A 24,941-nucleotide genomic window follows, 5' to 3' on the forward strand; every position below is an offset into this window, starting at 1 on the left:
GCAATGCCCATGCCGAGCATGGCTCGGCACTACAGTTGGAGCTTCAGCGCCGCTCCCACAAGGTAGCTGCTTGATGCGAGCTTGGGAGAAGCGGCTTACGCCTCTTCTTCCTCATCTTCCTCTTCGTCTTCTTCTTCCTCGTCCTCTTCGTCTTCATCCTCTTCTTCGAATGCGTCGGCTTCTTCGACGCGGACGAAGTTGGGCAGGGTGTCGGCGAAGCTGATCTGCTTGCCGTTGGCCAGCATCGGGCGCACGGCACGCTTGCCGGCTTCTTCCACTACCGCAAAGCACACCAGGCTCTGCGCGCTCTCGTCGCCGGCTTCTTCGAATACGGCTACCCAGCCGTCGGCGGGGATGATCTGGATGATGTTGTCTTGCATGGCTGGACAGGTGGTTGAAGGAATGCCGAGCTTGCGTGAAGGCGGGCGCGCTTTGCAACCGTGGGCCCGGGGTATTGTCTTGTTCCCGCTCGAACAGCTGGTGCGGCCTTGCTGGGCCCGTAGCTGGCGAGGCGGTCGCAGGCCTGAGCAGTCGGTGGCTTTACTCGGCGTGCGCTGGGGACGAGGATGAGCGCTGGTCTGGAACCGGAATCACGCCATGCTCCAATGCCGCACCCTCGCCACCACTGCCGGCGGCACGGCGCCCGCGTCGTTATGGGTTGACCTGTGCCAGCCAACGCCTGATGAGTTGGAGCAGGCGTCGCGGCAGGTGGGATTCCGCATCCCCGACCGGGCCGGCATCAGCGAGATCGAGTTCAGCAGCCGGGTGCGGGTGGAAGGCGAGGCCTTGGTGCTGAATCTGCCGCGCTTCCAGTATGAGGTTGAGCACGTCGTGGGGCCGCTGGGCTTCGTGGTCGCGCCCAATGCATTGGTGGTGCAGCGTGAGCACCGCGTGGACGCACTGGAAGGCGTGGAAGCAGAGTTGGGCAAGCATCCCTGCCGCGGTTCGGCGGATCTGTTCCTGCGCATGATCGAACACATCGTCGATCGCCTGGCCGATCTGCTGGAATCGCTGGAGAGCACGATGAGTGAGTTTTCCAGGCAGGCCTTCAACAACCCCAAGGGCAAGCGTGCCTCACGCAGGCTGGAGCAGATGCTGCATGAGGTCGGCACGATGGGACGGCGCATCGGTGCGCTGCATAACACCCTGCACGGCATGCTGCGGATGATGAACTATCTGGATGAAACCACGCCGGAGTGGTTCGGCGCCGATGCGCCGAAACGGATCAAGCTGGTGGTCAAGGATCTGGCGTCGCTGAGTGAGTTCGAGCAGCAATTGGGTGATCGCAACGAATTTCTGCTGGACAGCGTGCTCGGCCTGATCAACATGGACCAGAACGAGGTGATGAAGGTGATGGCCGTGGCCTCGGTGGTCGGTATTCCGCCGACCGTGCTGGTCGGGGTGTGGGGCATGAACTTCGCCTCGATGCCGGAACTGCATTGGCACTACGGCTACGCCATCGCGCTGGCCGCAGTGGGCCTGAGCATCGTGGTACCGCTGCTGTGGTTCAAGCGACGGGGATGGATCTGATTGCGCGCGGATGCGATAGATTCTCGCCTACAATCGCTGTTCTTTCGAACCCCTGATGGAATCGATGTCTGCCAAACCAATGACCCCCGTCGGCAAGTTGTTTGCCGCCGCCGCACTGATTGAAGGCGTCACCTGGGCCGGGCTGCTGATCGGCATGCTGCTCAAATACGGTACCGGCACCACCGAGCTGGGTGTATGGCTGTTCGGCCGCCTGCACGGTCTGGCTTTTGTGTTCTACGTGGTGGTCAGCCTGTACGCCTGGATGAAGCTGCGTTGGCCGCTGTGGGCCGTATTGTTGGCGTTGCTGGCGGCGGTGCCGCCGCTGGTGACGGTGCCGTTGGAAATCTGGTTCCGTCGCATCGGCCTGTTGTCCGAGCGCGAGCTTTGATCAGGTTTTGACCTGATGATGATGTGATGGCGCGGCCGGCTTCCACACGGTCGCGCCATTGAAGCTGCACAGTGATACCGGGTACTACGGGCTCCGGTTATATGCGTTGCGGAAGCAGTTCTTGCTGGGTGATGCGTTCGTCATGAATGTCGATGCTTAACCTCGTCTGCAGCCTTGCCCATCGCTTTCTGTGCTTTTCCTGCATTTTTCTCCATGTTGCCGGCCATCTGCTGGGCCTTGTTGCCAGTGATTCTCCCAGCAGCTTCCTTCATGGCACCCTTGATTTCGTGTTTGGTGCCTTCAACACGGTTGCGGTCCACGAACAGTCTCCGGAGACGTCTGCCTCGCTGCAGACGCTTTCAGCCTGCGCATTGCCGGGTTTGCGTCAGGTGAGCGCAATGTTGTGATCGCGTTGCGTGCACCGCCGGATTTAGCCTGCGTTGTGTGTGCGCGTGTTGGGGCGCTGGACCGCGCTGAGGGTATTGGCCGAATTCAGCAGGCCGCGTCCTGGTTGCTCGGCACATGGCCAAGGTGCCATCAACGCTGGCGCCTGGCCTGGCCGACAATCCGAGCGCATGGCAGCGACATATGCATATGAAGGTGTCCGGGCTTCCGTGGTGTTCGCGCAATGCTGCCGCGGCGTTGGCAGCTCCCTGGCCACCTGGAGCGCATCGCCAGGCCTGCGCTGACCTTGCCATGTCCGCTGGAAGGCCGGAGGTCGGGCAGGTTTGGCATAGTCGGCGTCATGCGGGTGTCATGCCCGGAGAGACGCGGTCAGGCGTCTTTGGCAACCCGGCCAAACTGACTGGCAAAGGTGTACCTGTCGATTTGATGGTGGATAATTCCACCATCGCCAATATCTTCAAGGGATTGCGGCGGTTGGCCCTGGAGCGGCCTGGGCGGTGCTGTTGCCGCCTGCAGCGAGGCGGTTCGAGGGGGCTCCCGCATCGCGATCGGCAGGGTTCGTTTGCCGCAGGTTTAAGTTGGTTCTTCTAGTTTTCCCCGGCTGGTCAGCTTCTCCTTCAAGGAATTCAGGTGCAACACGCAAGCAAACAGCGTTACGGCAAGGTGTGCCGCCAGGACTGCCTGCAGATGGCGCAGCGGGGCAAGCAATGAGCAACAACGTCACCACCAATAATGGTTTGGATGCCGGTATTGCGGTGTTGCCGGCTGAGCACCCATTGTCCATGCCCGAGCAATCGCTGCGCTCGGGCTCGCTGCACGTGCCACGGCAGAAGACCGCACCAGCCAATATCGGCCTGCGCCGCCTGTATGTGTTTGGCAGCACCGCGCTGACCACGCTGCTGGCCACCTGGTTGATGGCGCGGGTGCTGTCCAATGGGGGCATCAACGTGCTCGAAGCCTGTCTGCTGGGCCTGTTCGTGCTGCTGTTTGCGTGGATCGCGATGTCCTTCGTGAGCAGCCTTGCTGGCCTGCAGGCGCTGCTGCGCGGCCGTCGCAAGCTCGGCATCTACCCGGATACGCCGCTGCCGCAGCTGCGCAGCCGTACCGCCTTGTTGATGCCCACCTATAACGAAGACCCGCGCCGGATGATGGCCGGCCTGCAGGCGATCTACGAATCGGTGGCCGCGACCGGGCAGCTGGAGCACTTCGATTTCTACGTGCTCAGCGACACCACCCGCGACGCCATCGGCCGCGCCGAAGAGCAGGTATTCGCGCGCCTGGTGGAAGCCACCGGCGGCGCCGAGCGGCTGTATTACCGCCGCCGTGCCAGCAATGTCGGGCGCAAGGCCGGCAATATCGCCGACTGGGTGCGGCGCTTCGGCGGTGCCTACCCGCAGATGCTGATCCTCGATGCCGACAGCTTGATGACCGGTGACGTGATCGTGCGGCTGGTGTCGGCGATGGAAAATCATCCGACTGTCGGCCTGATCCAGTCGCTGCCAGCAGTGGTCGGTGGCCGCACTGCGTTCGCTCGCATGCAGCAGTTTGGTGGCCGCGTGTACGGGCCGGTGATGGCCTATGGTGTGGCCTGGTGGCACGGCGCGGAAAGCAATTACTGGGGTCACAATGCGGTGATCCGCACCCAGGCCTTCGCCGAGCAGGCCGGTTTGCCGGAACTGCCGGGGCGCAAGCCGTTTGGCGGCCACGTGCTCAGCCATGACTTCGTCGAGGCGGCGCTGATCCGCCGTGGCGGCTGGGCCTCGCACATGGTGCCGTACCTGCACGGCAGCTACGAAGAAGGCCCGCCGACCCTGACCGATCTGCTGATCCGTGACCGCCGCTGGTGCCAGGGCAACCTGCAGCACTCCAAGGTGGTTGGCACGCCGGGCCTGCACTGGGTCAACCGCGTGCATATGTTGATCGGCATTGGCCATTACTTCACCGCGCCGATGTGGGCGATGTTGATGCTGATCGGTATTGCCATCCCGCTGATCCACGGCGGTATCGATCTGGCCGAAGAGCTGCATCTGAATCTGCGGATGGCACCGGCGAGTTACTGGCGCGGCTTGGATCAGGATGGCGTGTTCTGGGTATTCGTGGTGACCATGGTCGCGCTGCTGTCGCCCAAGCTGATGGGTTATGTGGCGATGCTGACCTCGCGCAAGGAACGCATTGGTTGTGGTGGTGCATTCAGGGCGTTCATTTCGATGCTGCTGGAAACCGTGCTGGCGGCACTGATGGCGCCGGTGGTGATGTACGTGCAGTCGCGCGGTGTGGCCGAAGTGCTGGCCGGCAAGGATTCGGGCTGGGATGCACAGCAGCGTGATGACGGCAGTATTTCGGTGAGCGCTTTGCTGCGCAGTTACGGCGGCTTGAGTGTGTTTGGCGTGGTGATGGGCGTGGCCGCATACATGGTGTCGCCGCCGCTGGCGGCGTGGATGGCGCCGGTGGTGATCGGTATGGCGCTGGCGGTACCGGTGGTGGCATGGACCTCCTCGCGCAAGGCAGGCGACTGGCTGCGCCGGCATGGCCTGCTGTGCATCCCGGAAGAGAACGCCCCGCCACCGGTGCTGCTGCGAGCGGCCGAGTTGCGTGCGGCTGCGATGAAGGAGCCGCTGCAGGATTGATTGCCGCTGCTGTTGTGGGAGCGGCGTCAGCCACGAAGCCGATAGCAATCAACCGCCATTTGGCCTGCAGCCTCTGTGCAGGTCGGCGGTTTGGCTTCAGCCGGCAGCACGACCAGCTTCGCGGCGTACGCCGCGCCCACAAAACGGCAAGGCCGTCCCGTTGGCTGTGCCGGGCAGGCATAATTGCTGCCTGTCTTTGGGAGTCGTACACATGCTGGAAACAGTGGAGCAGGAAACCGGCGCGTCGCCGGAATGGTCGGTGATCTGGCTGCATGGACTGGGTGCCGATGGCCATGATTTCGCGCCTATCGTGCCCGAGCTGGTGCGTCCGCAATGGCCGGCGATCCGCTTCGTGTTCCCGCATGCGCCCAAGCGCCCGGTCAGCATCAACAACGGCATGCCGATGCGTGCCTGGTATGACATCGTCAGCATGGATTTCCGCAGCCGCGCCGATGCCAAGGGCGTCGCCGAATCTGTGGAGCAGCTGGAAGCGCTGATCGCCCGTGAACAGGCGCGCGGCATCCCGGCCAGTCGCATCGTGCTGGCCGGCTTCTCGCAGGGTGGGGCGATCATCCTGTCCGCTGGCCTGAAGCGCCGTGAGCCGGTCGCCGGTCTGGTGGCCTTGTCGACCTATCTGCCGGAAGTGGACGCCGCACCGTCGCAGCTGGTGGATGGCGCTATCGCCCAACCAATATTCATGGCCCATGGCAGCGCCGATCCGGTGATTCCGCTGCAGATCGCCGAGCACAGCGCACAGGTGCTCAAGACCTTGGGCTTCGGCCTTGAATGGCACCGCTATCCGATGGCTCACCAGGTTTGCGGCGAAGAGATCCATGCCTTGGGCGACTGGCTGCAGGCCCGTTTCGCGCAGGTCTGATCGGTTTGTGAGCTGCGCCGCAGTTGGCGGATTGTTGACGGCGGCGTGCAGCGAACCCGGCTACCATGTCGCCACGACTGGGGAGCCGTGAGCGAGGTAGTGGTGTGAAGGTAGTAGTCGCCGATGACGAGCCGTTGGCACGCGAGCGCCTGCGCGCGCTGCTGGCCGAGCTGGCGGGGGTGGAGGTGGTTGGCGAGGCTGCCAACGGCAATGACGCCCTGCAGGTCTGCGCGCAGACCCAGCCGGATCTGGTGTTGCTGGATATCGCCATGCCTGGCATCGACGGTCTGGAGGTCGCCCGCCATCTGGCGCGGTTTGAGCCGCGCCCAGCGGTGGTGTTCTGTACCGCCTATGACGCGCATGCCTTGTCGGCGTTCGAAGCTGCGGCGATCGACTACCTGATGAAGCCGGTGCGCGCCGAGCGCCTGAGCGCGGCACTGGAGCGTGCCCGCACCTTCATCGCCGGTCGTGCCAATGCCGCGCCAGCCGCTGCCACGCAACCGCGACGGGCGTTGTGCGCGCGTCTGCGCGGCAGTCTGCGGCTGGTGCCGGTGGAGGACATCCTCTACCTGCAGGCCGAGGAAAAGTACGTGGTGGTGCACCACCTGCGTGGCGAAGACCTGATCGAGGAATCGCTGCGCTCGCTGGAAGACGAGTTTTCCGGGCGTTTCATCCGAATCCACCGCAACTGCCTGATCGCCCGCGATCGGTTGCAGGAAGTCCGCCGCACCCCAGCCGGGCTGGTGCAGGCGGTGCTGCGTGATGTCCCGCAGCCGCTGGAAATCAGCCGCCGCTGCGTTGCCGGGCTGAAGACCGAGATGGAACGGCTGTGACCCGGAGCTTGCAGCGGCGATAATGGCCGCATGAGCATCCTGCGTATCGCCACCCGAAAGAGCCCGCTTGCCCTGTGGCAGAGCGAACACGTCGCCGACCGCCTGCGCCAGGCCCACCCGGGCCTGCAGGTGGAACTTGTGCCGATGAGCACGCGCGGCGATGAAATCCTCGACCGCTCGCTGGCCGCCATTGGCGGCAAGGGCCTGTTCCTGAAGGAGCTGGAGCTGGCGATGCTGCGTGGCGACGCCGATTGCGCGGTGCATTCGCTCAAGGACGTGCCGATGGAGCTGGAGGCGCCGTTCGTGTTGCCGGCGATCCTGACCCGCGCCGATTCGGCCGATGCCTTCGTTTCCAACACCTATCCGTCGCTGGATGCGTTGCCGCAGGGCGCCTGCGTCGGCACTTCGTCGCTGCGCCGGCAGGCACAGCTGCGTGCGCTGCGCCCGGATCTCAAGTCGCGCGACCTGCGTGGCAACGTCAACACCCGCTTGGCCAAGCTGGATGCCGGTGAATATGACGCCATCATCCTGGCCTGCGCCGGCCTGGAACGCTTGGAACTTGGTGCGCGCATCCGCGATCGCCTGGTTGCCCCGCACTGGCTGCCGGCGCCGGCACAGGCTGCAGTGGCGATTGAATGCCGGCAGGACGATGCCGGCACGATTGCGCTGCTCAAGGCGCTGGACGATGCCTCCACCCGCACTTGTGTGGAAGCGGAGCGGGCGATGAACCGCGCGCTGGATGGCAGCTGCCATGTGCCGGTTGCAGGCTTGGCGCAGTGGCGTGGCGAAGACCTCTGGTTGCAGGGCCTGGTCGGCGGTGTGGCTGATGGCCGTGCGGTACGTGCACAGGCGCAGGGCCCGGCGAGTGATCCGGAAGCGCTGGGGTGCGAAGTAGCGCGGCAGCTATTGGCTGGTGGTGCAGGCGAGCTGCTGCGCTGATTTTCGCCTCGCCGGTAGTGCCGAGCCATGCTCGACAGGGGCTCTACCAACAAAACCCGGGGTAGTGCCGAGCCATGCTTGGCATCAGACCAGCCCGGTAATGCCTCTTGCCGAGCATGGCTCAGCACTACAGCGAGGCAAATGCCGGGCATGCGCCCGGCAACTGCTTACTTGAAGCTGTAGACCACGTTCATGGTGGACAGCGTATCGGTCTTGCGCTTCTGGTCGGCGACGTCGCTGTTGTAGCGCGCCTGCCAACCCGCCTTGAGGGCGAAGTGCTTGTTCATGTTGACCGACACGCCAAAGTCGTTCTGCGCGAAGGTGTTGTACGAACCGGATTCCACCAGCAGCGAATTGACCAGCTCGGTGTTCTCGGTGATGCCGAACTTGAAGTCGAACAGGCCGCGGCCGATCAGTCCGGTGCGGTTCTCGTCGGTCTCGGAGTTGTGGGTGCGGCGCACACCGGGACCGATCTGGGTGTCCAGGGTGACGCGCTCGCCGTCGATCAGGCGGGTACCGTAGCCGAGACCGAAGGTGCCAAGGCGGTCGTAGGTGGCGAAGTCGTCGCGTTCATAACGCACGGTGGCGGTGAGCTGGCGGTGCTCACCCAGCTGCAGGGCGCTGCCGGCGCTGCCGGAGTAGCGGTTGGCGGTGGTCTGGCGCTTGCGGCTGGTGCTGCCGTCGTCGGCGGTCTCGGTGTACTCGGCGCTGGAGCGCAGACCGAACAGATCCATGCTGTGGATCCAATCATTGTCGGTGTAGCGCAGCTTCAGGCGGCCGTTGAAGCTTTCGGTGGTGCTATTGCCGTGGGCCGAGGCAAAGCCCAACTCGCCGCCACTGCCGCTCCACGGCGAGGTCATCGCGGCAAGGTCGGAGGTATCGGTAGCGTCTTCGGCCCAGGCCAGCGGGGCGGCCAGCAGCAACGGCAGCAATAGGGAAACACGCAGGGACATCAGGAGGATCTCCTTGGGAGAGACGGAAAAGGGAGGCCTTGCGATGATACCGGATGGTCCCTGACCCTCAGGCGCACGGTGGGGCCGGGGGCTTCATCCGCGGTTATGGCGGTGGTTGGCCTGCTCCATTGCAGCCCGGAGTCGGACATAATCCGGGCATGGACCGCTATGAACGCATCAACGCGCTGCATCGTCTGCTCAAGTCCGCCCGCTATCCGGTCACGGTGATGCGGTTGCAGGAGGAATTGGGCTGTTCCCGTGCCACGGTCTACCGCGACCTGGCCTTCCTGCGTGATGCGCTGATGGCGCCGGTGGAGGGCGATGGCGAGGCCGGGTTCCGCTACCTGAGTGGGGAAAGCGACCGCTTCGAGCTGCCGGGCCTGTGGCTGAGCTCGGAGGAGCTGCACGCCTTGCTGGCATCCCAGCACCTGTTGGCGCGGACCGGCGGCGGGGTGTTGTCCTCGATGCTGGCGCCGCTGCAGCAGCGTATCGAAGGTCTGCTGGCTGCACAGGCGGGTGCTTCGCATTGGCCGGTGGAGCGGGTGCGGGTGATTCCGCACCGCGGCCGCAAGCTGGACGAGGCCAGTTTCCGCACGGTGGCTTCCGGCGTGCTGGAGCGGAAGCAGCTGTCCTTTGAATACCTCGCACGTTCCACCGATGAGGCAACCCGCCGCACGGTGTCACCGCAGCGCATTACCCATTACCGCGACAACTGGTACCTGGACGCCTGGGATCACAACCGCGAGGCGGTACGCAGTTTTGCGGTGGACCGTATCCATCAGGCGCGGCTGCTCGACCAGCCAGCACGCGATGTGGCCGATGAGGAGTTGAACGAGCAGTTGGCGGCCAGCTACGGCATTTTCTCGGGTGCGCCCAAGGGTTGGGCGACGATTGTGTTCAGTGCCAAGGCCGCGCGCTGGGTGGCCGATGAGCATTGGCATTCCAAGCAGCAGGGGCGGTTTCTTGCTGACGGGCGTTATGAATTGAAGGTGCCGTACAGCGTGTCGCGCGAGCTGTTGATGGACGTGCTGCATTACGGCTCGGACGCGGAGATCGTGGAGCCGCAGTCCCTGCGCGAGCAGGCCAAGGCACTGCTGTCGCTGGCGTTGAGTAATTACGACTGAGGGGGCCGTGCTCGGCTTTGCTCTTGCTCTGTTTTCCCCTCTCCCGCCTGCGGGAGAGGGGTAGGGGTGAGGGCGGCTTCTGCTTGTTGTTTCTTTTTGCAGTTGCTGTTGCTTTACCGAGAAGCAGAGCAACAGCCAACGCGAAGAACGAAGAGCCAAAGCTTCCCCTCACCCCAACCCCTCTCCCGTAAACGGGAGAGGGGGACAGCAAGAGCCAGAGCAACAGCAAGAGCAACAGCAAGAGCAAAGCCAGAGCAACAGCAAAGCCAAAGCAACGGCAAAGCCAAAGCCAAAGCCAAAGCCAAAGCCAAAGCCAAGGCCAAGGCCAAGGCCAAGGCCAAGGCAGAAGCAGAAGCACAAAAAAACAGCCGCTTTCGCGGCTGTTTTTCTCAGATCAATCGACCATCAAACCCGGCCGAAGATCAACGTTGCATTGGTGCCGCCAAAACCGAAGCTGTTCGACATCACCGTGTCCAACTTCGCATCCTGCGTCTTGCGCAGAATCGGGAAGCCTTCCACACGCTCGTCCAGCGTCTCGATGTTGGCCGAACCGGCCATGAAGCCATCACGCATCATCAGCAGGCAATAGATCGCTTCGTGCACGCTGGCTGCGCCCAACGAGTGGCCTGACAGCGCCTTGGTCGAAGACAGCGGCGGTACCGCATCACCAAACACCTGGCGCACTGCGCCCAGCTCGGTCACGTCGCCCAGCGGCGTCGAGGTGCCGTGGGTGTTCAGATAGTCGATCGGACGGTCCAGGCCTTCCATCGCCATCTTCATGCAGCGCACCGCACCTTCACCGGACGGGGCAACCATGTCGGCACCATCGGAAGTCACGCCGTAACCAACCAGTTCGGCGTAGATGCGCGCACCACGCGCGATCGCGTGATCGTAGTCTTCCAGCACCAGCATGCCGGCGCCACCAGCGATGACGAAGCCGTCGCGGTTGGCGTCATACGGACGCGACGCGGTGGCCGGGGTTTCGTTGAAGCTGGTGGACAGTGCACCCATGGCGTCGAACATCACGCTCATCGACCAGTGCAGGTCCTCACCGCCGCCGGCAAACATCACGTCCTGGGCGCCGTGGCGGATCAGGTCGGCAGCAGCGCCGATGCAATGCGCCGAGGTGGCGCAGGCGGCCGACAGCGAGTAGCTCAGGCCTTTGATGCTGAAGGCCGTGGCCAGGTTGGCCGACACGGTCGAGCACATCGTGCGCGGCACCATGTACGGGCCGACCTTGCGTACGCCACGGTTGCGCAGCAGATCGGCTGCTTCCACCTGCCATTCGCTGGAACCACCGCCGGAGCCGGCGATCAGGCCGCTGCGCACGTTGCTGACCTGGCTTTCATCCAGGCCGGCATCGGCAATGGCGTCGCGCATGGCGACATAGCTGTAGGCCGCTGCATCGCTCATGAAACGCTTGAGCTTGCGGTCCACCTGCGCGTCCAGGTCGATCTCGACCTTGCCGCCGATCTGGCTGCGCAGGCCGGCTTCGGCGTGGTCGGGCAGGGTGACGATGCCGGGACGGCTGTCACGCAGGGCGCTGGAGACGGTATCCAGATCGTTGCCAAGGCAGGACGTGATGCCCATGCCGGTAATGACGACACGACGCATCAGAAGCTCTCGGTTGAGGTGAACAGACCTACGCGCAGGTCCTTGGCGGTATAGATCTCGCGGCCGTCGACCAACATGCGGGCGTCGGTCTGTGCCATCACCAGCTTGCGGTTGATCACGCGCGAGACATCGATTTCGTACTGCACCAGCTTGGCGCTGGGCAGCACCTGGCCGGTGAACTTGACCTCGCCACAGCCCAGCGCACGGCCGCGGCCTTCCGCGCCCAGCCAGGTCAGGTAGAAGCCGGTCAGCTGCCACATGGCATCCAGGCCCAGGCAGCCCGGCATCACCGGGTCGCCGATGAAGTGGCAGCCGAAGAACCACAGGTCAGGACGGATATCCAGCTCGGCCCGGATCATGCCCTTGCCGTGTGCGCCACCGTCCTCGCGGATCTCGGTGATGCGGTCGAACATCAGCATCGGGTCATTGGGGAGACGGCCTTTGTTGGGGCCGAAAAGTTCGCCACGCGCGCTGGCCAGCAGCTGGTCGCGCGAGAAAGCATGCAGACGGGTCATCCGGGGTAATCCAAAGCCATTGCGAGCCCCGGAGCATGCTGCAGCAGCTGCGTTCAATCAAATGTTTTAACTGGACGGTTGCGTATGTTAGCTGCAGATAAGCGCCGTTCGCGGGCTGTTACGGGAGGTATGAATAAGTACATTTGTGAGGACAAGTGTGCATTTAGCGACAACAGCTATCATGTTGGCGACCTTTTGAGACTGTTGCCTTGAGCCAACAACGCAAGATCATCCACGTCGACATGGACGCCTTCTATGCGTCCGTGGAGCAGCGTGATGACCCCGGTTTGCGCGGGAGGCCGGTAGTGGTGGCCTGGCGCGGGGCGCGTTCGGTGGTGTGTGCGGCCTCGTATGAGGCCCGCAAGTTCGGGGTGCGCTCGGCCATGCCGGCGCTGCGGGCCGAGCGCCTGTGCCCGGATGCGGTATTCGTGCCGCCGGACTTTGCCCGCTACAAGGCGGTGTCGCGGCAGATCCGCGAGATTTTCCTGCAGCACACCCCGCTGGTGGAGCCGTTGTCGCTGGACGAAGCCTTTCTTGATGTGACGGAATCGCCGAGCTGCGATGGCATCGCCACCGAGATCGCCCGCACCATCCGCGCGCAGATCCGCGAGACCACCGGCCTGACCGCCTCGGCCGGCATCGCGCCGAACAAGTTCCTGGCAAAGGTCGCCTCGGACTGGCGCAAGCCCGATGGTCAGTTCGTGGTGCCGCCGTCGAAGGTGGAGCAGTTCCTGACGCCGTTGCCGGTCAAACGGGTGCCGGGCGTGGGCAAGGTGATGGAAGGCAAGCTGTCGGCGCTGGGCATCGTCACCGTCGGTGACCTGCGCGCGCTGCCGCTTGAACAATTGCAGGCCTTGTTCGGCAGCTTTGGTGCGGGCTTGTATCGACGCGCGCGTGGCATCGACGAACGGCCGGTGGAACCCGATCAGCCAGTGCAGTCGATCTCCTCGGAAGACACTTTCGCCGAAGATCTGCACATGGGCGAGTTCGATGAGGCCATCACCCAGTTGGCCGAACGCACCTGGCGTGCAACCGGGCGCACCGAGCGCATTGGTCACACCGTCGTGCAGAAGTTGAAAACCGCGCAGTTCCGCATTCTTACCCGCAGCTATACGCCGGATACGCCGCCAGGTTCGGTGGAAGATCTTCGCGACATCGCCTTGGCCTTGTGCCAACGCGTGCAGTTGCCGGCAGATACGCGCTATCGCCTGGTTGGCGTGGGCTTGTCAGGTTTCCGTGACCGGGAAGAGCTGGTGATCCAAGGTGATTTGTTTCGCAGCATCACGTTGGAATGAGTACATCCTTTGCGCAACGCCGCGCCGCTACAATCGATGCTCAATTCAGGGAGTGTGATGCGTGGCGATCAAGGCCTTGGTTTTCGATTTGGATGGCACGCTGGTGGACAGCGCAGGTGATATCGCCGAGGCAGTGAACCTCACATTGGAAGAGCTGGCGTTGCCGCGCGTCTCCGAGGCGACGGTGCGCAGCTGGATAGGCGAGGGCGTACGCAATCTGGTGTCAACCGCATTGGCGAACGCTGGCAGCGCACTGACGTTGGAAGAGGTAATGTCGGTTTTCATGCGGCACTACAAGGCCTGCCTGCTGCGCAGTCCGCGACTCTACGACGGTGTTGGTGAAGCCTTGACTGCATTGCAGGCACGCGGCTTGCCGATGGCTATCTGCACCAACAAACCGGCGGCGATGGTTGCGCCGTTGTTGCAGCATCTGGGCATCGCCGGGTTCTTCGCGCACATCATCGGTGGCGATTCCCTGCCGCAGCGCAAGCCTGCGGCCGAGCCCTTGTTGCATGTGGCGCGTCTGCTGCAGCAGACGGCGGCGGATTGCCTGATGGTTGGCGATTCGGGTACCGATCTGGGCGCGGCCAGCAATGCCGGCATGCCGATCGTGCTGGTGCGCTATGGCTATTCGCGCGATCTGGATCTGGATGCCGCCGATGCCGTGGCGGTGATCGACGATATGCGTGAGTTGGTGGTGATCGTCGCATAGTCGACCTCAACGCGTAACGACAACCGTCTTGCGGGGGCGGCGCAAGCCGCGAAGCTGGCGCCAATAAAGCTGCGGGAATCCGTGCACTCGGATATTCCGTCTGCTTCGTGGCTTACGCCGCTCCTACAAAGTTCAGGCGAGCAGGTCAGGCGTGAATCTTGTCACTCCCGTTACTTCGCGCCCAGCGCCAAGGCGCGGTAGTCGCGCGGGGTCATGCCGACGGTGTGCTTGAACTGTCGCGCGAATGCACTCTGGTCAGAGAAGCCACAAGCCTGGCCGACGCTGGCGATGCTGGTGTCACTGAGCAACATGCGGGTAGCTGCCTCGATCCGGAACTTGGTCAACAGCTGCTGCGGCGTCAGTTGGAATACCTTCTTGAACAATCGCTCCAGTTGCGCAACCGACACGCCGCTCTTGCCGGCCAGCGTGCGCACGCGCAGCGGCTCGTGGAAATGCGCCTGCATGTATTCCACTGCAGCGTGCAGGCGCTGGAAGGATGAGTCCTCGCGATCCGGTTGGCCCAGATCACGCGAAATGCCGATCAAGCCGACGATGCGATTGTCCTCCACCAGCGGCTGCTTGAGGGTGAGGCACCAGCCCGGGCTGCGGTTGGCATAGAGCTGGAGTTCAAGCATGTCCTCGATGACTTCGCCGGTCAGCACGCGACGGTCCTGCAGGATGTAGCGTGCAGCCAGATGTGCTGGATAGAGCTGCAACACGCTCCTGCCCACGATCTCCTCGCGGCTCTTCTTTGCCAGTCGTTGCATCAAGGTCTGGTTGACGTGGGTGTAGCGACATTCGGTGTCCTTGATGAAGAACACCACGTCTGGAAGTGGATCAAACATGCGCACCAATACCTGCGGCGACAGGGTCACAGCCATGACGTTGCTCTCCGTTGCAGAACGCACACCCTGCCATTGCGGCGGGCGTCCCTCAAGCGGAATTAGTATGCTGAAATCCGCACCGTGCAAGTAAAGATACACCTAGCGCACAGCTTGGGGTCCAGTGGAGTATTGAACCCGAAATGTACGGTCATGCACTTCTTTCGTTCTTGCATGTTTATACAAATCAAATGGTTGCACTTGTTACGGGTTGTATTGTTTTTTGCGATCTTCCTGTTGATCAGCGGGAAGGCGCGCGTCTATACCCGTCCGGGCGCTGGTATTAGGCGGATCTAATAACCTGGGCCGGTAGTGCGTGTCTGCCAGAACCGGCGTACGCGATGCAGCCGGGTCCGGTTTGGGCTTGTGTGTGTTTTTTGCCTTCGGTCCGGCCTTGTTCGCGGCCATCAGGATCGTGACTGCTCCATCTGCTGTCGACCTTCGCGTTTGCACGCGCCGAGGTCGGTCGGTGTGTGCGCGGGAAATGGACGAAGTCTTCGCGAAGTAGTTGATCGGTGTTGTGTCGTCGTCGACCTGCAGTCGTTGCTGAAGCCTCACTTCAATCAAGGTGTGGCATTGGGCAGGTGCGAACCGCAGCAGATGTTGTTGATTGCTCAATTTTCGTTGGACATTTCATATTCGAGGGGAAGTAGATGAAAACGATCGATCGCGCCAAGCGCTTGCCGTGTCGTCGGCGTGGCCAATTGGCAGTCGCTGTTGCTATTGCGCTGTGTGCTACCACCATGGGCTCGGCCTGGGCGCAGGATGCTGCCGGGGAGGCCGCGAAGGAACAACAGGCTGCGGGCGCCGAAGCGAAGAATCTCGATACCGTGATCGTGACCGGCTCGCGTATCCGTCGTGAGCCGGGCTTCGAAGGTCCGGCGCCGGTGACGGCAATCAATGCGGAAAGAATCCAGGCCTCCGGTTACACCCAGATCGCCGATCTGGTGAACCAGTTGCCCAGCTTTGCGGCAACCCAGACCAGCCAGACCGCCAACCAGACCGGTAATGTCGGTGTCAGTGCGCTGGACCTGCGTGGCATGGGTGTGCAGCGCACCTTGACGCTGGTGGATGGCCGTCGCCAGGTTGCATCAATCCCCGGCACCGCCGGTGTGGACGTGAGTGCACTGCCTGCAAGCATGATCGAGCGCGTGGACGTGGTCACCGGTGGCGCCTCCGCGCTGTATGGCGCCGATGCGGTAAACGGAGTGGTCAACTTCGTCCTCAAGCGCGACTACGAAGGCCTGGAAGCCAGCGTTCGCTACGGTGATTCCTCACGTGGCGACATGCCGACGTATACCGGTGACGTTCTGTTCGGCAAGAACTTCGCCGACAACCGTGGCAACTTCACCCTATACGGCTTCTGGGAGGAAAACTCCGGCACGGTGCGCGGCCAGGATCGTCCATGGACCGCCAACGGCTACCCGTATTACGCGCGCGCCAAGAGCACTGATCCGTATGTGATCCTCGACAACAGTCGCAACGTCTACAACTCGCCAAACGCGACCGTGCTGCTCGGTAACTGCAGCTCGGCCAACGCTGCCAACTGCCTGTACACCTTCAATCCGGATGGCTCACTGCGTCACTCGCAACTCGGCCCGGGTGGGCTGACCAACCTCAGCACCGGCTTCAACGTGCTGCAGCAGGGCACCACCGATGGCGGTGAGTTTGGTGGCCGCTACGATTCCTGGTACCTGGTGACGCCGTCGGATCGCCAGACCGTGCGTTCGACGCTGGATTTCGACGTCAACGATGCGCTGCGCCTGGTGGGTACGGTCAACTATTCGCAGAGCCAGTCCGAAGCATCCTGGCGCTCGCTCAGCACCTATGGCTCGGGCGGTAGTGAGGTGGTGCCGTATTACAGCCCCTTCATCACCCAGGAAATGATCACCGCCAACGGTGGGGCATTCACCAATGGCATCGCCTTCGGTCGCCATTTCGATGAAGAGCTGGGGCATATGCGCCAGCAGACCGATCGCAAGTTGCTGCAGGCAACCGTGGGTGCGGAAGGCTATTTCGACTTCTTCGGCCGCAGCTGGAATTACGAGGCTTACTATTCTTACGGGCGTAGCCGCCAGCGCACCCGCGAACTCAATGCCGGTTCCTACGACCGGCTGCTCTCGGGATTGAATTCCTACGTGGATGGCGCTGGCAACCCGATCTGCTGGGATGGCCCGGCCGGCTGTGTGGCGATCAATCCGTTCAAGCGCCTGACCTCGGAAATGGTCGACTGGCTGACCTATGACACTGACTGGTCCACGACCACGCTGACCCAGAAAGTTGCATCGGCCTATGCCTCTGGCGGCCTGTTCGACCTGCCAGGTGGTGAAGCCAAGATCGTGGTGGGTGCGGAGTACCGCAAGGAACGCAATGAGATTGGCACCATCGCCCAGTACGACCCGACCAACCCGGCCTACGATCCGACCTTGGGCACCACCCAGAGCAGCCTGACCGGCGAGTTCAGCGTCAAGGAGATCTTCAGCGAACTCAGCCTGCCGCTGTTGTCGGGTGTGACCGGTGCCGAGCGCCTGTCGCTGGAGCTGGCTGGACGCGTCTCGGACTACAGCACCGCCGGCCGCACCACGACGACGAAGGTCGGTCTGGAGTGGGCGCCGATCGACGACGTCACTTTGCGCGGTACCTACGGCAAGGCCATCCGTGCGCCCAACATCGGTGAGTTGTACACGGCGGGCAGCGTGTCGTCGGCGTGGATCTACGATCCCTGCAACGACTATGCGTTGGCCAACCGCACCAGTAGAACCAGCTACACGGCGGGCAATTGCGCGGCCATCAGCCCCAGCGATACCAGCGTCGGCAACTACTGGCAGTGGAAGGACATCGTCTATTCGGGCAACGTCAATCTGAAGCCGGAAACTGCCAAGACCACCACCTTCGGCGTGGTGCTGCGGCCGCGCTTCATCTCCAACCTGACGGTGTCGGCCGACTACTACAAGATCGACCTGCGCGGGGTGATCTCAACCCTGGACTACCAGACCATCCTCAACCGCTGCGTCGACCAGGCCAGCTTGAACAATACTTTCTGCGATCTGGTCACCCGCGATTCGGCGGGCGACATCGTCGAAGTCGCCGTACAACAGTTGAACCTGTCGCAGAGCATCGCCCGTGGCGTGGACATCAACGCCAACTGGTACCACGACCTGGGTGGTGTAGCCAGCTCCAATGCGGGCCGCATCCTGGTGGACCTCAGCTACGGCCGGACCCTGGAGCGCAAGTTTGTCGCCGACCCGTTGAACCCGAATGACGAATGGGATTACCTGACGCTGTGGGGCACGCCGAAGTGGAAGGGCACGGTACGTGCCGGTTGGTCCAATCCCAAGGCCAGTTTCTACTGGACATTGCGGCATGTGTCGAAGATGCGTGGCAGCAATACGTCCACTGCGTCGTATGAGCGCGAGTGGGCTGGCAATACCTTCTACAGCGATCTCTACGCCAGCTATCAGTTCACGCCAAAGTTCAGCGTATTCGGCGGTCTCAACAACGCGTTTGATCGCGCGCCGCCGCGTGTGCCAGGCGCGGAGGCTGGCGGTGCCGGCTTCAACCAGAGCGGCTACCAGGCGGCGGTGTATGACGTGCTGGGCCGCACCTTCAACATCGGTCTGCGCATGAAGCTTTGACGAACTTCCGCTACTGCAAACAGAACAGGGCCGACGGAATCACCGTCGGCCCTGCTTGTTTCAACGCTGGTGAAAACCGCAGCGGCGCTGCGGCTCCGCCGGCTCAGTTGGCCTTGCTGTTGTAACGCAGGGTCAGCTGGTATTCGCGGCCCGGCTGGTTGTACCAGGCAACGGTTTCGTACTCGCGGTCGAACACGTTGGCGGCCTTGGCCTGCAGGCTCCATGCATCGTTGATGGCGTATTCAACGCGCACATCCATGGTGCCGTAGCCGGCCAGACGCACGCTGTTGGCAGCGTTGTCGAAGCGGTGGCCGCTGCCTGCAGCGGTCACGCCCAGACGCAGCGGGCCGAAGTTCTTGTCCACGTCCAGACGGCCGCTGGTGCGCGCGCGGCGGGCCAGCAGGTTGTCATAGGTGGCAGCGCCGGAGGTATGGTCGCGCGGGTCGGTGAAGCTGGCCTGGGCGTTGATGTCGAAGCCGGCCAGCGACAGGTAGCCGGTCAGCTCGGCGCCGCGGATGCGGGCTTCGGCAACGTTGACCAGGTCGAAGTTGCTGTCATAGCCGATCAGCTGGTCGACGCGGGTTTCGTATGCATTGAAGGTCCAGTTCCAGTTGTCGGCGTACTGCGCGATGCCGAGGTTCAGGCTCTTGGATTCTTCCGGCTTCAGGTTCGGGTTGCTGAAGCCCGGGTAGTACAGGTCGTTGAAGGTCGGTGCCTTGAAGCCGGTGCCGGCGCTGGCGGTCAGGCGGAAGCCGTTGCCGAAGGCAAAGCCGTAGCCCAGGCTGCCGGTGGTGTGGTTGCCGAACTGCTCGTTGTCGTCATTGCGCACGCTGGCCTGCAGCGAGTGCGCGCCGAACTGGCCCTGGTATTCGGCAAACACGCCGAGGTTGTCGCGCTGGTCGATGTCGAAGGCGGTGGAACTGGTGACCTTGTCGTTCTGCCAATCAGCGCCAGCGGTGATCTGCTGGCCTTCGGCGAAGCTGAAGTCGCCCTGCACGCTGGCGGTGTCGCGGCGGGTATCGAAGGCGCTGGCGAAGCTGCGGGTACCAGTGGCAGCGTTGGCGAAGTAGTTGTCAGCCTCATCGCGGTTGCGGCCAAGCTGTGCGCTCAGACGGAAGCTATCCGATGCGGCCCAGGCGAGCTTGGCACCGTAGACCTGCTGGCGGTTGTCGGCCTCGTTGCCGCCGAAGATGCTGCCGTCGTATTCGTTGAAGCTGTCGGCGTTGAGCACATGGCCTTCCAGGCTCAGCGTGTCGGTCAGGGCGTAGCCACCGCGCACGTTGATGGAGGTGTTGCGGTAGCCATCGCGGTCCGGCTCATCGGCGAAGCAGCCGGCGCCCCAGCCAGCGGCGGTGCCGCGGCAGGCGTTGATGCCGTCGGTCTTCTGGTAGCCGCCCTGGGCCGAGATCCAGCCGCGCTCACCGCGGTTGCTGAAACCGGCGCTGACCTGGCGCAGGTTGTTGCTGCCGGCGGTGATCGCCAGGTTCTGCTGCAGGCCCTGGCCAGCGTTGCGGGTGAAGATCTGGATCACGCCGCCGATGGCCTCGGAGCCATACAGGCTCGAACGCGGGCCACGCACGATTTCAATCCGCTCGATCTGGTCAACCGGCAGGTCCTGAAGGGCGGCCATGCCGCTGGTGGCCGAGGCCACGCGCACGCCGTCCACCAGCACCAGCACCTGGTTGGAGTTGCTGCCACGCAGGAACAGCGAGGTGATCTTGCCGTTGCCGCCCTGGTTGGCGAAGTCCAGGCCGGCGCGGCCGCGCAGCAGGTCCTGCAGCGAGTTGGCCTGGCTGTGGTCGATCTGCGCACGGTCGATGACCTGCACCGGCACCACGCTGTTCTCGATGGAGATCGGGGTGCGGGTCGCGGTGACGGTGACATCGTCCAGCTCGGTCGGTGCGTTCTGCGCGGCCGCAACGCCCGGCAATGCCAGGGCAAGGGAGAGCGAAAGGGTGTGGTAAGACAGTTTCATGGAAGCTCCTGGGCCTGCACGCTCCCGCGCAGGCGGATTGGGGAGGCTGCCAGAAGAGGGAGAAGACGGAGGCGGCGCACACGGCGCTACAGCCGCCGCCATGCCCTCCGCATCGCAACCAGTCGGCTTCCGGGCCGGTCTCCGGACTCGCAGGCGAGGCGGCGTGCGCCGCTTCCGTCCAGACGCCTTCCCGTGCCGTGCACAGTGGCGCCATGTCTGGACTTGTCCTGCTTACCGTTGCGGGGGCAGTGCCGGAATGGCGACATGCTGGAGTTCCAGCAGTGCGCGGCACCGGCTTCCCGTTTCAACCGATCGGCAATGCCGGTCGGTCACCCGAAAGTGCGCGCATTCTATGCCATTGCCGCCAGCGTTGCCGGAATGGGCGGCAACGGCCGGCATAGTTCAGTGTCTGCAACCGCAGCTCAACGTAGCCCGGGTAAGCGTCAGCGCACCCGGGGAGCTCATGGCGCCGCAGGCTTGCAGCGGTGCTGCAATCTCGTTCCCCTGGTGCGCTGCGCTCACCCGGGCTACGTGTTGCATGAGTTCGATTTGATTGGGGGCGGGCGAAACAAGCCCTGCACAGCACTGTTGCCGAGTGGCTAGAATGCGCGCTGCAAACGCAGTATCGGAAGTGTCGTGACAGAAACATGGTACGGGCAGGCCTGCGGCCAGCCTTCGCAGGAATACCGGCAGCGCGCGCTGCTGCGCCAGCGCCAGCTGACCAAGCCGGAAGGCGCCCTGGGTCGTTTGGAGACATTGGCCGTTGAACTGGCTGCGCTGCAAGGCGTGGATCAGCCGGTGGCGCAGCGTGTGCCGGTGGTGGTGTTCGCAGGCGACCACGGCGTGACCGCGCAGGGCGTGTCGGCTTACCCGGCCGAAGTGACGGTGCAGATGCTGCACAACTTCGCCGGCGGCGGTGCTGCCATTGCGGTGCTGGCGCGCGAATTGGGCCTGCCACTGCACGTGTGGGATGTGGGCAGCCGCGCCACCACAGCGATTGCCGGCGTGGTCAGTGCCAAGACCCTGCGTGGTACTGCTGACTTCAGTGCAGGCCCGGCGATGTCGGCAGTCGATCTGGACGCTGCCTTCGATGCGGGTCGCCGCGCGGTGGAGGCTGCCTGTGCCGATGGTGCGGATTTGTTGGTGTTCGGCGAGATGGGCATCGGCAACACCACTGCTGCGAGTGCCATCGCTGCCGTGCTTGGCCCGTTGCCATTGGACGAGTTGGTTGGCGCCGGTACTGGCCTGGACGCGGTGCGCATGGTGCAGAAGAAGAACCTGATCGCACGTGCGCTGGGTCTGCACGGCGAGGCGATCAATGCAGCGGAGTTCCCTGCTTGCGAGGCACTGCAGCGCGTGGGTGGATTGGAAATCGCAGCGATCAGCGCGGCGATGATTGCCGCTGCGCAACGGCGCATCCCAGTGTTGGTGGATGGCTTCATTGTCTCCGCTGCGGCATTGGCCGCCGTGCGTATCAACCCGAGCGTGCGGCTGTGGTTGCTGTTCTCGCACCAGTCTGCCGAGCGTGGTCACATCCGCTTGTTGGAGGCACTGCAGGCGCAGCCGCTGCTGTCATTGGACCTGCGTCTTGGTGAAGGTTCCGGTGCCGCGCTCGCGTTGCCGCTGGTGCGCATGGCCTGCGCCCTGCACAACAGCATGGCGACGTTCGCCGAGGCAGCTGTTGCCGATCGCGGTGGCGGCCGATGATTCTTGATCTGATGCGGCACGCCTCCACCGGACGGGCCGGCCACCTCGACGGACGTACCGATCCGCCTTTGATCGAAGGTGCGATGGACACGCTGTACCGCTGCCATGCCGGCATTGGCTGGAGCCGGGTGATCACTTCACCGCGCCGGCGCGCGCTGGACACCGCGCATGCACTGGTGGCTGGCAGCAACCAGTTCTGCGAGATCCACCCGGACTGGGCCGAGCTCGACTTCGGCGATTGGGACGGGCTGCATTTTGACGAAGTTCCTGCCGAGCAGCTTGCTGGCTTCTACAGCGAACCACACGATGTGGTGCCGCCCAACGGCGAGTCCTGGCAGCAGTTCCAAGCGCGCGTTGAAGCGCAGTTGCATCGCTTGGTGGACGAAGACGATGGCGACGGCCAGCCGGTTCTGGTGGTCAGCCATGCCGGCGTGTTGCGGCTGGTGGTGTCGCGGGTTTGTGGGATGAGCCTGTCCTCGCTGTGGGCGATGCGCATCGATTACGGCACCCGTGTGCGCCTGCGTGTTGAGCGTGGCGAAGACGGCCAGTTGTGGGGTGAACTGCTGGAGTTGCGACAACCATGATTGGACGCCGCCTGATCCTTGCCATTCAGTTCCTGACCCGGCTGCCGACACCGCAGGTGCGCGACTTCCGCCAGGAAGACCTGAGCAGGTCGGCGGTGTACTACCCCTTGGTTGGCGCCATCATCGGCGTCCTGCTGGCGCTGCCGCTGTATGGCCTGTCGGATCGGCCCTGGCTGGCGGGCGCGCTGACCTTGCTGATGTGGGTGTGGGTGACCGGCGCGCTGCACCTAGATGGTCTTGGCGATGTCGCCGATGCCTTCGGTGCGGCGCATCGCAACCCGCAGCGTTTCCTGGAAGTCCTCAAAGACCCGCATATGGGCGTGTTCGGCGTGGTCACGCTGGTCATGCAGTTGCTGCTGAAGTTCGTGCTGCTGACCGAGCTCGCGGTGGGCCCGTTGTGGTTTGGCATCGTGCTGGTTCCGGCGTGGGCGCGTTGGGGCACCTTGTGGTGGAGCCAGCGCATACCGTCGCTGCATGGCGATGGCCTGGGCGAGCGTTTTTCCTGGCAGCTGCGACCGTCGGCGATGTGGCTGTGGGCAGTGGTGCTGGCCGCGATCAGCGTGGTGTTTGCATGGCCGTTGTTGCTGGCGCTGCTGCTGGTGCCGCTGGTGGCCGTGTGGTGGAAGCGCAAGCTCGGCGGCATCTCCGGCGATGGCCTGGGTGCCAGCGTGGAAGTGGTGGAGACCTTGCTGCTGCTGGCCCTGATAATCCTCGCACCGCTAGCCACCGGATTTGTGGGAGCGGCGTAAGCCGCGAAGCCACAGCTGCATCAGGAATCCTGCAGTGCGCAATCTGAGGAATGGCCAGCTTCACGGCTTACGCCGTTCCCACAAAAGCCTCTGGTGAGGCTCAATCCTCGAAGCGGATCTCGCTGGCTTCTTCTTCATCAGCTTCGGCCTGCATGTGCGTTTCATGCACCGGCCCGGCCTGTTGTCCTGCGCGTCCAGTAGGCAGGGCACCAACGGCGACTTCGTATTCGGCGACCAGCTGCTGGCGACGCGCCTCGGGTATTTCCTGCCAATGGCAGCCGACCAGCGCGCCTTCCAGCGAATACAGCAGGTTGAGGCTGGGCTTGAAGCCGGCGCGGCGCACCTTCATGAACGCTGCAACCGGGCCGATCGCACTCAGATCCTGCTCGCTGCGCAAACCGACCTGACGCAGCCAGGCTGCACTCTTGGGGCCGATGTTGCGCAGCTTGGGAGCGCTCATTGCAGCGCCTCGACAAACACCTGGGCGATGGCTTCCAGCCCCAGCTGGTCGTCGGCGTCGAAACGCGCGAGCACCGGGCTGTCGATGTCGAATACGCCAATCAACGTGCCGTTGTGGACCAGGGGCACCACCAGTTCCGAGCGCGAGGCCGAGTCGCAGGCGATATGGCCGGGGAACGCATCCACATCCTCGATGCGCTGGGTCTGGCGGCTGCTGGCAGCGGCGCCACATACGCCCTTGGACAGCGGAATGCGCACGCAGGCCGGCAAGCCCTGGAATGGGCCAACCACCAGTTCCTTGCCGTCGTAGAAGTAGAAACCCACCCAGTTGAGCTGCGGCAGCGCGTGGTAAACCAGTGCTGACAGGTTGGCAGCGTTGGCAATACGGTCGGCTTCGCCATGGACCAGAGCGCGGGCCTGGGCCAGCAGCTGGGCGTATTGTTCCGGCTTGCTGCCGGTGAGGGTGTCGGTGTTGAACATCAGGAGAGTCTAGCCGCTGCGTGGTCGTCGATTCTGCCAGCCGCTGCCGCCGAACGCAGCCAACGGCAATGGAATGCTGGATCGCAGGCAAAAAAAGACCCGGCAGCGGGAGGGAGCTACCGGGTCTGGGATTGCGCGGGGGAGGGACCGCGCAAATTCTGTTGCCTGGGTATCAGCGCGTCTTGCGCTCGGGTTTGGCCGCGAAAGGCTGACGGACCAGTGCGCCCAATGCCTCACCGGTCTTCAGGCTGAGCCCAAGCACTTCCTGGTTGGCGCTGGCCAGCCGCTGCATGTTGTCGCGTGCCAGCTGCATGCCCTTGGGCAGCAGTGCCTGCAGATCCGCGTGCGCACCAGCCTGGGCCAGTTCGTCGAAGAAGCCCGCCGCAGCGGTGGTGTTGCGTTCGAATGCACGCAGTTGCACGCCAAACACGCTTTCAGCATTTTCCAAGGCGAGCCGGTTGGCACGGTTGGCGGCAGCGGCGAGCTGCTGGGTGTAGCTGCTGAAGTCGTTGAACTGAGCGGACATCGAGGTGATCCGGCGGGCCTTGTTGCGTTGCAGCATAGCGCGGAATTGGCGCGGTGCAACATAAAATTCTGAACTGTTCAGAACCTGCCGCTGTAGTGGGGGGGGGGGGGGGGGGGGGGGGGGGGGGGGGGGG

Annotated in this window: 24 protein-coding genes and 1 riboswitch; of the genes, 13 read left to right on the plus strand and 11 right to left on the minus strand. The window is 63.6% G+C overall.

The features are described from left to right. Positions 1-95: 95 nt before the first annotated feature. Positions 96-380, minus strand: a complete 285-nt coding sequence (locus ACVOMF_RS15360) for a hypothetical protein (RefSeq protein ID WP_481510038.1) — start codon at positions 378-380, stop codon at positions 96-98. Positions 381-597: 217 nt separating this feature from the next. On the opposite strand from ACVOMF_RS15360, the gene ACVOMF_RS15365 reads away from it, so the two are divergent. Both ACVOMF_RS15365 and ACVOMF_RS15370 read left to right on the plus strand, forming a co-directional pair. Then, a complete protein-coding gene (locus tag ACVOMF_RS15365; RefSeq protein WP_481510039.1) occupies positions 598-1,530 on the plus strand; it encodes a CorA family divalent cation transporter in 933 nt (310 codons plus the stop codon). A gap of 79 nt (positions 1,531-1,609) precedes the next feature. Continuing rightward, the gene (locus tag ACVOMF_RS15370; RefSeq protein ID WP_481510059.1) at positions 1,610-1,918 is read left to right on the plus strand and encodes a DUF3817 domain-containing protein; all 309 of its coding nucleotides are present in this window, start codon (positions 1,610-1,612) and stop codon (positions 1,916-1,918) included. Between the two features lie 140 nt (positions 1,919-2,058). On the opposite strand, the gene ACVOMF_RS15375 is transcribed toward ACVOMF_RS15370, so the two are convergent. Beyond that, on the minus strand, positions 2,059-2,238 hold the full coding sequence (locus ACVOMF_RS15375) for a CsbD family protein (RefSeq protein ID WP_481510040.1): 180 nt from the start codon (positions 2,236-2,238) through the stop codon (positions 2,059-2,061). 792 nt (positions 2,239-3,030) lie between these two features. Here ACVOMF_RS15375 and mdoH point away from each other — a divergent pair. From mdoH to hemC, 4 genes are all read left to right on the plus strand, one after another. After that, on the plus strand, positions 3,031-4,950 hold the full coding sequence (gene mdoH, locus ACVOMF_RS15380) for a glucans biosynthesis glucosyltransferase MdoH (RefSeq protein WP_481510041.1): 1,920 nt from the start codon (positions 3,031-3,033) through the stop codon (positions 4,948-4,950). 211 nt (positions 4,951-5,161) lie between these two features. After that, a complete protein-coding gene (locus ACVOMF_RS15385) occupies positions 5,162-5,827 on the plus strand; it encodes an alpha/beta hydrolase (protein WP_481510042.1) in 666 nt (221 codons plus the stop codon). Between the two features lie 65 nt (positions 5,828-5,892). Continuing rightward, complete coding sequence (locus ACVOMF_RS15390) at positions 5,893-6,660, plus strand: LytR/AlgR family response regulator transcription factor (protein ID WP_481510043.1); 768 nt, start codon at positions 5,893-5,895, stop codon at positions 6,658-6,660. Between the two features lie 30 nt (positions 6,661-6,690). Further along, positions 6,691-7,599 (plus strand): hydroxymethylbilane synthase, encoded by a 909-nt coding sequence (gene hemC, locus ACVOMF_RS15395; RefSeq protein WP_481510044.1) that lies wholly within the window; start codon positions 6,691-6,693, stop codon positions 7,597-7,599. Positions 7,600-7,766: 167 nt separating this feature from the next. Here the strand turns inward: hemC and ACVOMF_RS15400 are convergent, their stop codons facing one another. Continuing rightward, positions 7,767-8,552, minus strand: a complete 786-nt coding sequence (locus tag ACVOMF_RS15400) for a DUF481 domain-containing protein (protein ID WP_481510045.1) — start codon at positions 8,550-8,552, stop codon at positions 7,767-7,769. Between the two features lie 158 nt (positions 8,553-8,710). On the opposite strand from ACVOMF_RS15400, the gene ACVOMF_RS15405 reads away from it, so the two are divergent. Beyond that, entirely contained in the window at positions 8,711-9,676 is a 966-nt protein-coding gene (locus ACVOMF_RS15405; RefSeq protein WP_481510046.1) for a helix-turn-helix transcriptional regulator, read from the plus strand. Positions 9,677-10,081: 405 nt separating this feature from the next. Here ACVOMF_RS15405 and fabB read toward each other — a convergent pair whose 3' ends face one another. Together fabB and fabA are read right to left on the minus strand one after the other, a co-directional pair. Continuing rightward, positions 10,082-11,290, minus strand: coding sequence for a beta-ketoacyl-ACP synthase I (gene fabB, locus ACVOMF_RS15410; protein WP_481510047.1), 1,209 nt, complete (start codon positions 11,288-11,290; stop codon positions 10,082-10,084). Continuing rightward, complete coding sequence (gene fabA, locus ACVOMF_RS15415) at positions 11,290-11,805, minus strand: 3-hydroxyacyl-[acyl-carrier-protein] dehydratase FabA (RefSeq protein ID WP_296251034.1); 516 nt, start codon at positions 11,803-11,805, stop codon at positions 11,290-11,292. The genes fabB and fabA overlap by 1 nt, the downstream gene beginning before the upstream one ends. Positions 11,806-12,014: 209 nt before the next feature. Between fabA and dinB the strand changes: the two genes are divergently transcribed. Beyond that, entirely contained in the window at positions 12,015-13,100 is a 1,086-nt protein-coding gene (dinB, locus tag ACVOMF_RS15420; RefSeq protein ID WP_481510048.1) for a DNA polymerase IV, read from the plus strand. Between the two features lie 61 nt (positions 13,101-13,161). After that, positions 13,162-13,812, plus strand: a complete 651-nt coding sequence (gene gph / locus ACVOMF_RS15425; protein WP_481510049.1) for a phosphoglycolate phosphatase — start codon at positions 13,162-13,164, stop codon at positions 13,810-13,812. Between the two features lie 170 nt (positions 13,813-13,982). On the opposite strand, the gene ACVOMF_RS15430 is transcribed toward gph, so the two are convergent. Next, entirely contained in the window at positions 13,983-14,693 is a 711-nt protein-coding gene (locus ACVOMF_RS15430; RefSeq protein ID WP_481510050.1) for an AraC family transcriptional regulator, read from the minus strand. A gap of 204 nt (positions 14,694-14,897) precedes the next feature. After that, positions 14,898-15,311, minus strand: coding sequence for a hypothetical protein (locus tag ACVOMF_RS15435; RefSeq protein ID WP_481510051.1), 414 nt, complete (start codon positions 15,309-15,311; stop codon positions 14,898-14,900). A 35-nt stretch (positions 15,312-15,346) separates the two neighbouring features. Here ACVOMF_RS15435 and ACVOMF_RS15440 point away from each other — a divergent pair, with 35 nt between their 5' ends. Then, positions 15,347-18,328 carry a TonB-dependent receptor plug domain-containing protein gene (locus tag ACVOMF_RS15440; protein ID WP_481510052.1) on the plus strand — a complete coding sequence of 994 codons (2,982 nt, stop codon included), beginning with the start codon at positions 15,347-15,349 and terminating at the stop codon, positions 18,326-18,328. Between the two features lie 103 nt (positions 18,329-18,431). Here ACVOMF_RS15440 and btuB read toward each other — a convergent pair whose 3' ends face one another. Then, positions 18,432-20,303, minus strand: coding sequence for a TonB-dependent vitamin B12 receptor (gene btuB / locus ACVOMF_RS15445; protein ID WP_481510053.1), 1,872 nt, complete (start codon positions 20,301-20,303; stop codon positions 18,432-18,434). A gap of 115 nt (positions 20,304-20,418) precedes the next feature. Then, positions 20,419-20,655: riboswitch (cobalamin riboswitch) on the minus strand. A 284-nt stretch (positions 20,656-20,939) separates the two neighbouring features. Between btuB and cobT the strand changes: the two genes are divergently transcribed. The 3 genes from cobT to cobS are packed head-to-tail and all read left to right on the plus strand — an operon-like array spanning position 20,940 to position 23,343. Beyond that, positions 20,940-22,010, plus strand: coding sequence for a nicotinate-nucleotide--dimethylbenzimidazole phosphoribosyltransferase (gene cobT, locus ACVOMF_RS15450; RefSeq protein ID WP_481510054.1), 1,071 nt, complete (start codon positions 20,940-20,942; stop codon positions 22,008-22,010). Beyond that, positions 22,007-22,594, plus strand: a complete 588-nt coding sequence (locus ACVOMF_RS15455) for a histidine phosphatase family protein (RefSeq protein ID WP_481510055.1) — start codon at positions 22,007-22,009, stop codon at positions 22,592-22,594. The genes cobT and ACVOMF_RS15455 overlap by 4 nt, the downstream gene beginning before the upstream one ends. Continuing rightward, positions 22,591-23,343, plus strand: coding sequence for an adenosylcobinamide-GDP ribazoletransferase (gene cobS, locus ACVOMF_RS15460; RefSeq protein ID WP_481510056.1), 753 nt, complete (start codon positions 22,591-22,593; stop codon positions 23,341-23,343). The genes ACVOMF_RS15455 and cobS overlap by 4 nt, the downstream gene beginning before the upstream one ends. 100 nt (positions 23,344-23,443) lie before the next feature. Here cobS and ACVOMF_RS15465 read toward each other — a convergent pair whose 3' ends face one another. The 3 genes from ACVOMF_RS15465 to ACVOMF_RS15475 all read right to left on the minus strand — a co-directional run bounded on the left by ACVOMF_RS15465 (position 23,444) and on the right by ACVOMF_RS15475 (position 24,808). Continuing rightward, the gene (locus tag ACVOMF_RS15465; RefSeq protein WP_481510057.1) at positions 23,444-23,803 is read right to left on the minus strand and encodes a TfoX/Sxy family protein; all 360 of its coding nucleotides are present in this window, start codon (positions 23,801-23,803) and stop codon (positions 23,444-23,446) included. Next, positions 23,800-24,282, minus strand: a complete 483-nt coding sequence (locus ACVOMF_RS15470) for a GAF domain-containing protein (RefSeq protein ID WP_282268899.1) — start codon at positions 24,280-24,282, stop codon at positions 23,800-23,802. Before ACVOMF_RS15470 ends, ACVOMF_RS15465 begins: the two co-directional genes overlap by 4 nt. Positions 24,283-24,454: 172 nt before the next feature. After that, a complete protein-coding gene (locus ACVOMF_RS15475; protein ID WP_481510058.1) occupies positions 24,455-24,808 on the minus strand; it encodes a phasin family protein in 354 nt (117 codons plus the stop codon). Positions 24,809-24,941 lie beyond the last annotated feature (133 nt).

It is taken from the genome of Stenotrophomonas sp. STEN022, assembly GCF_056760155.1.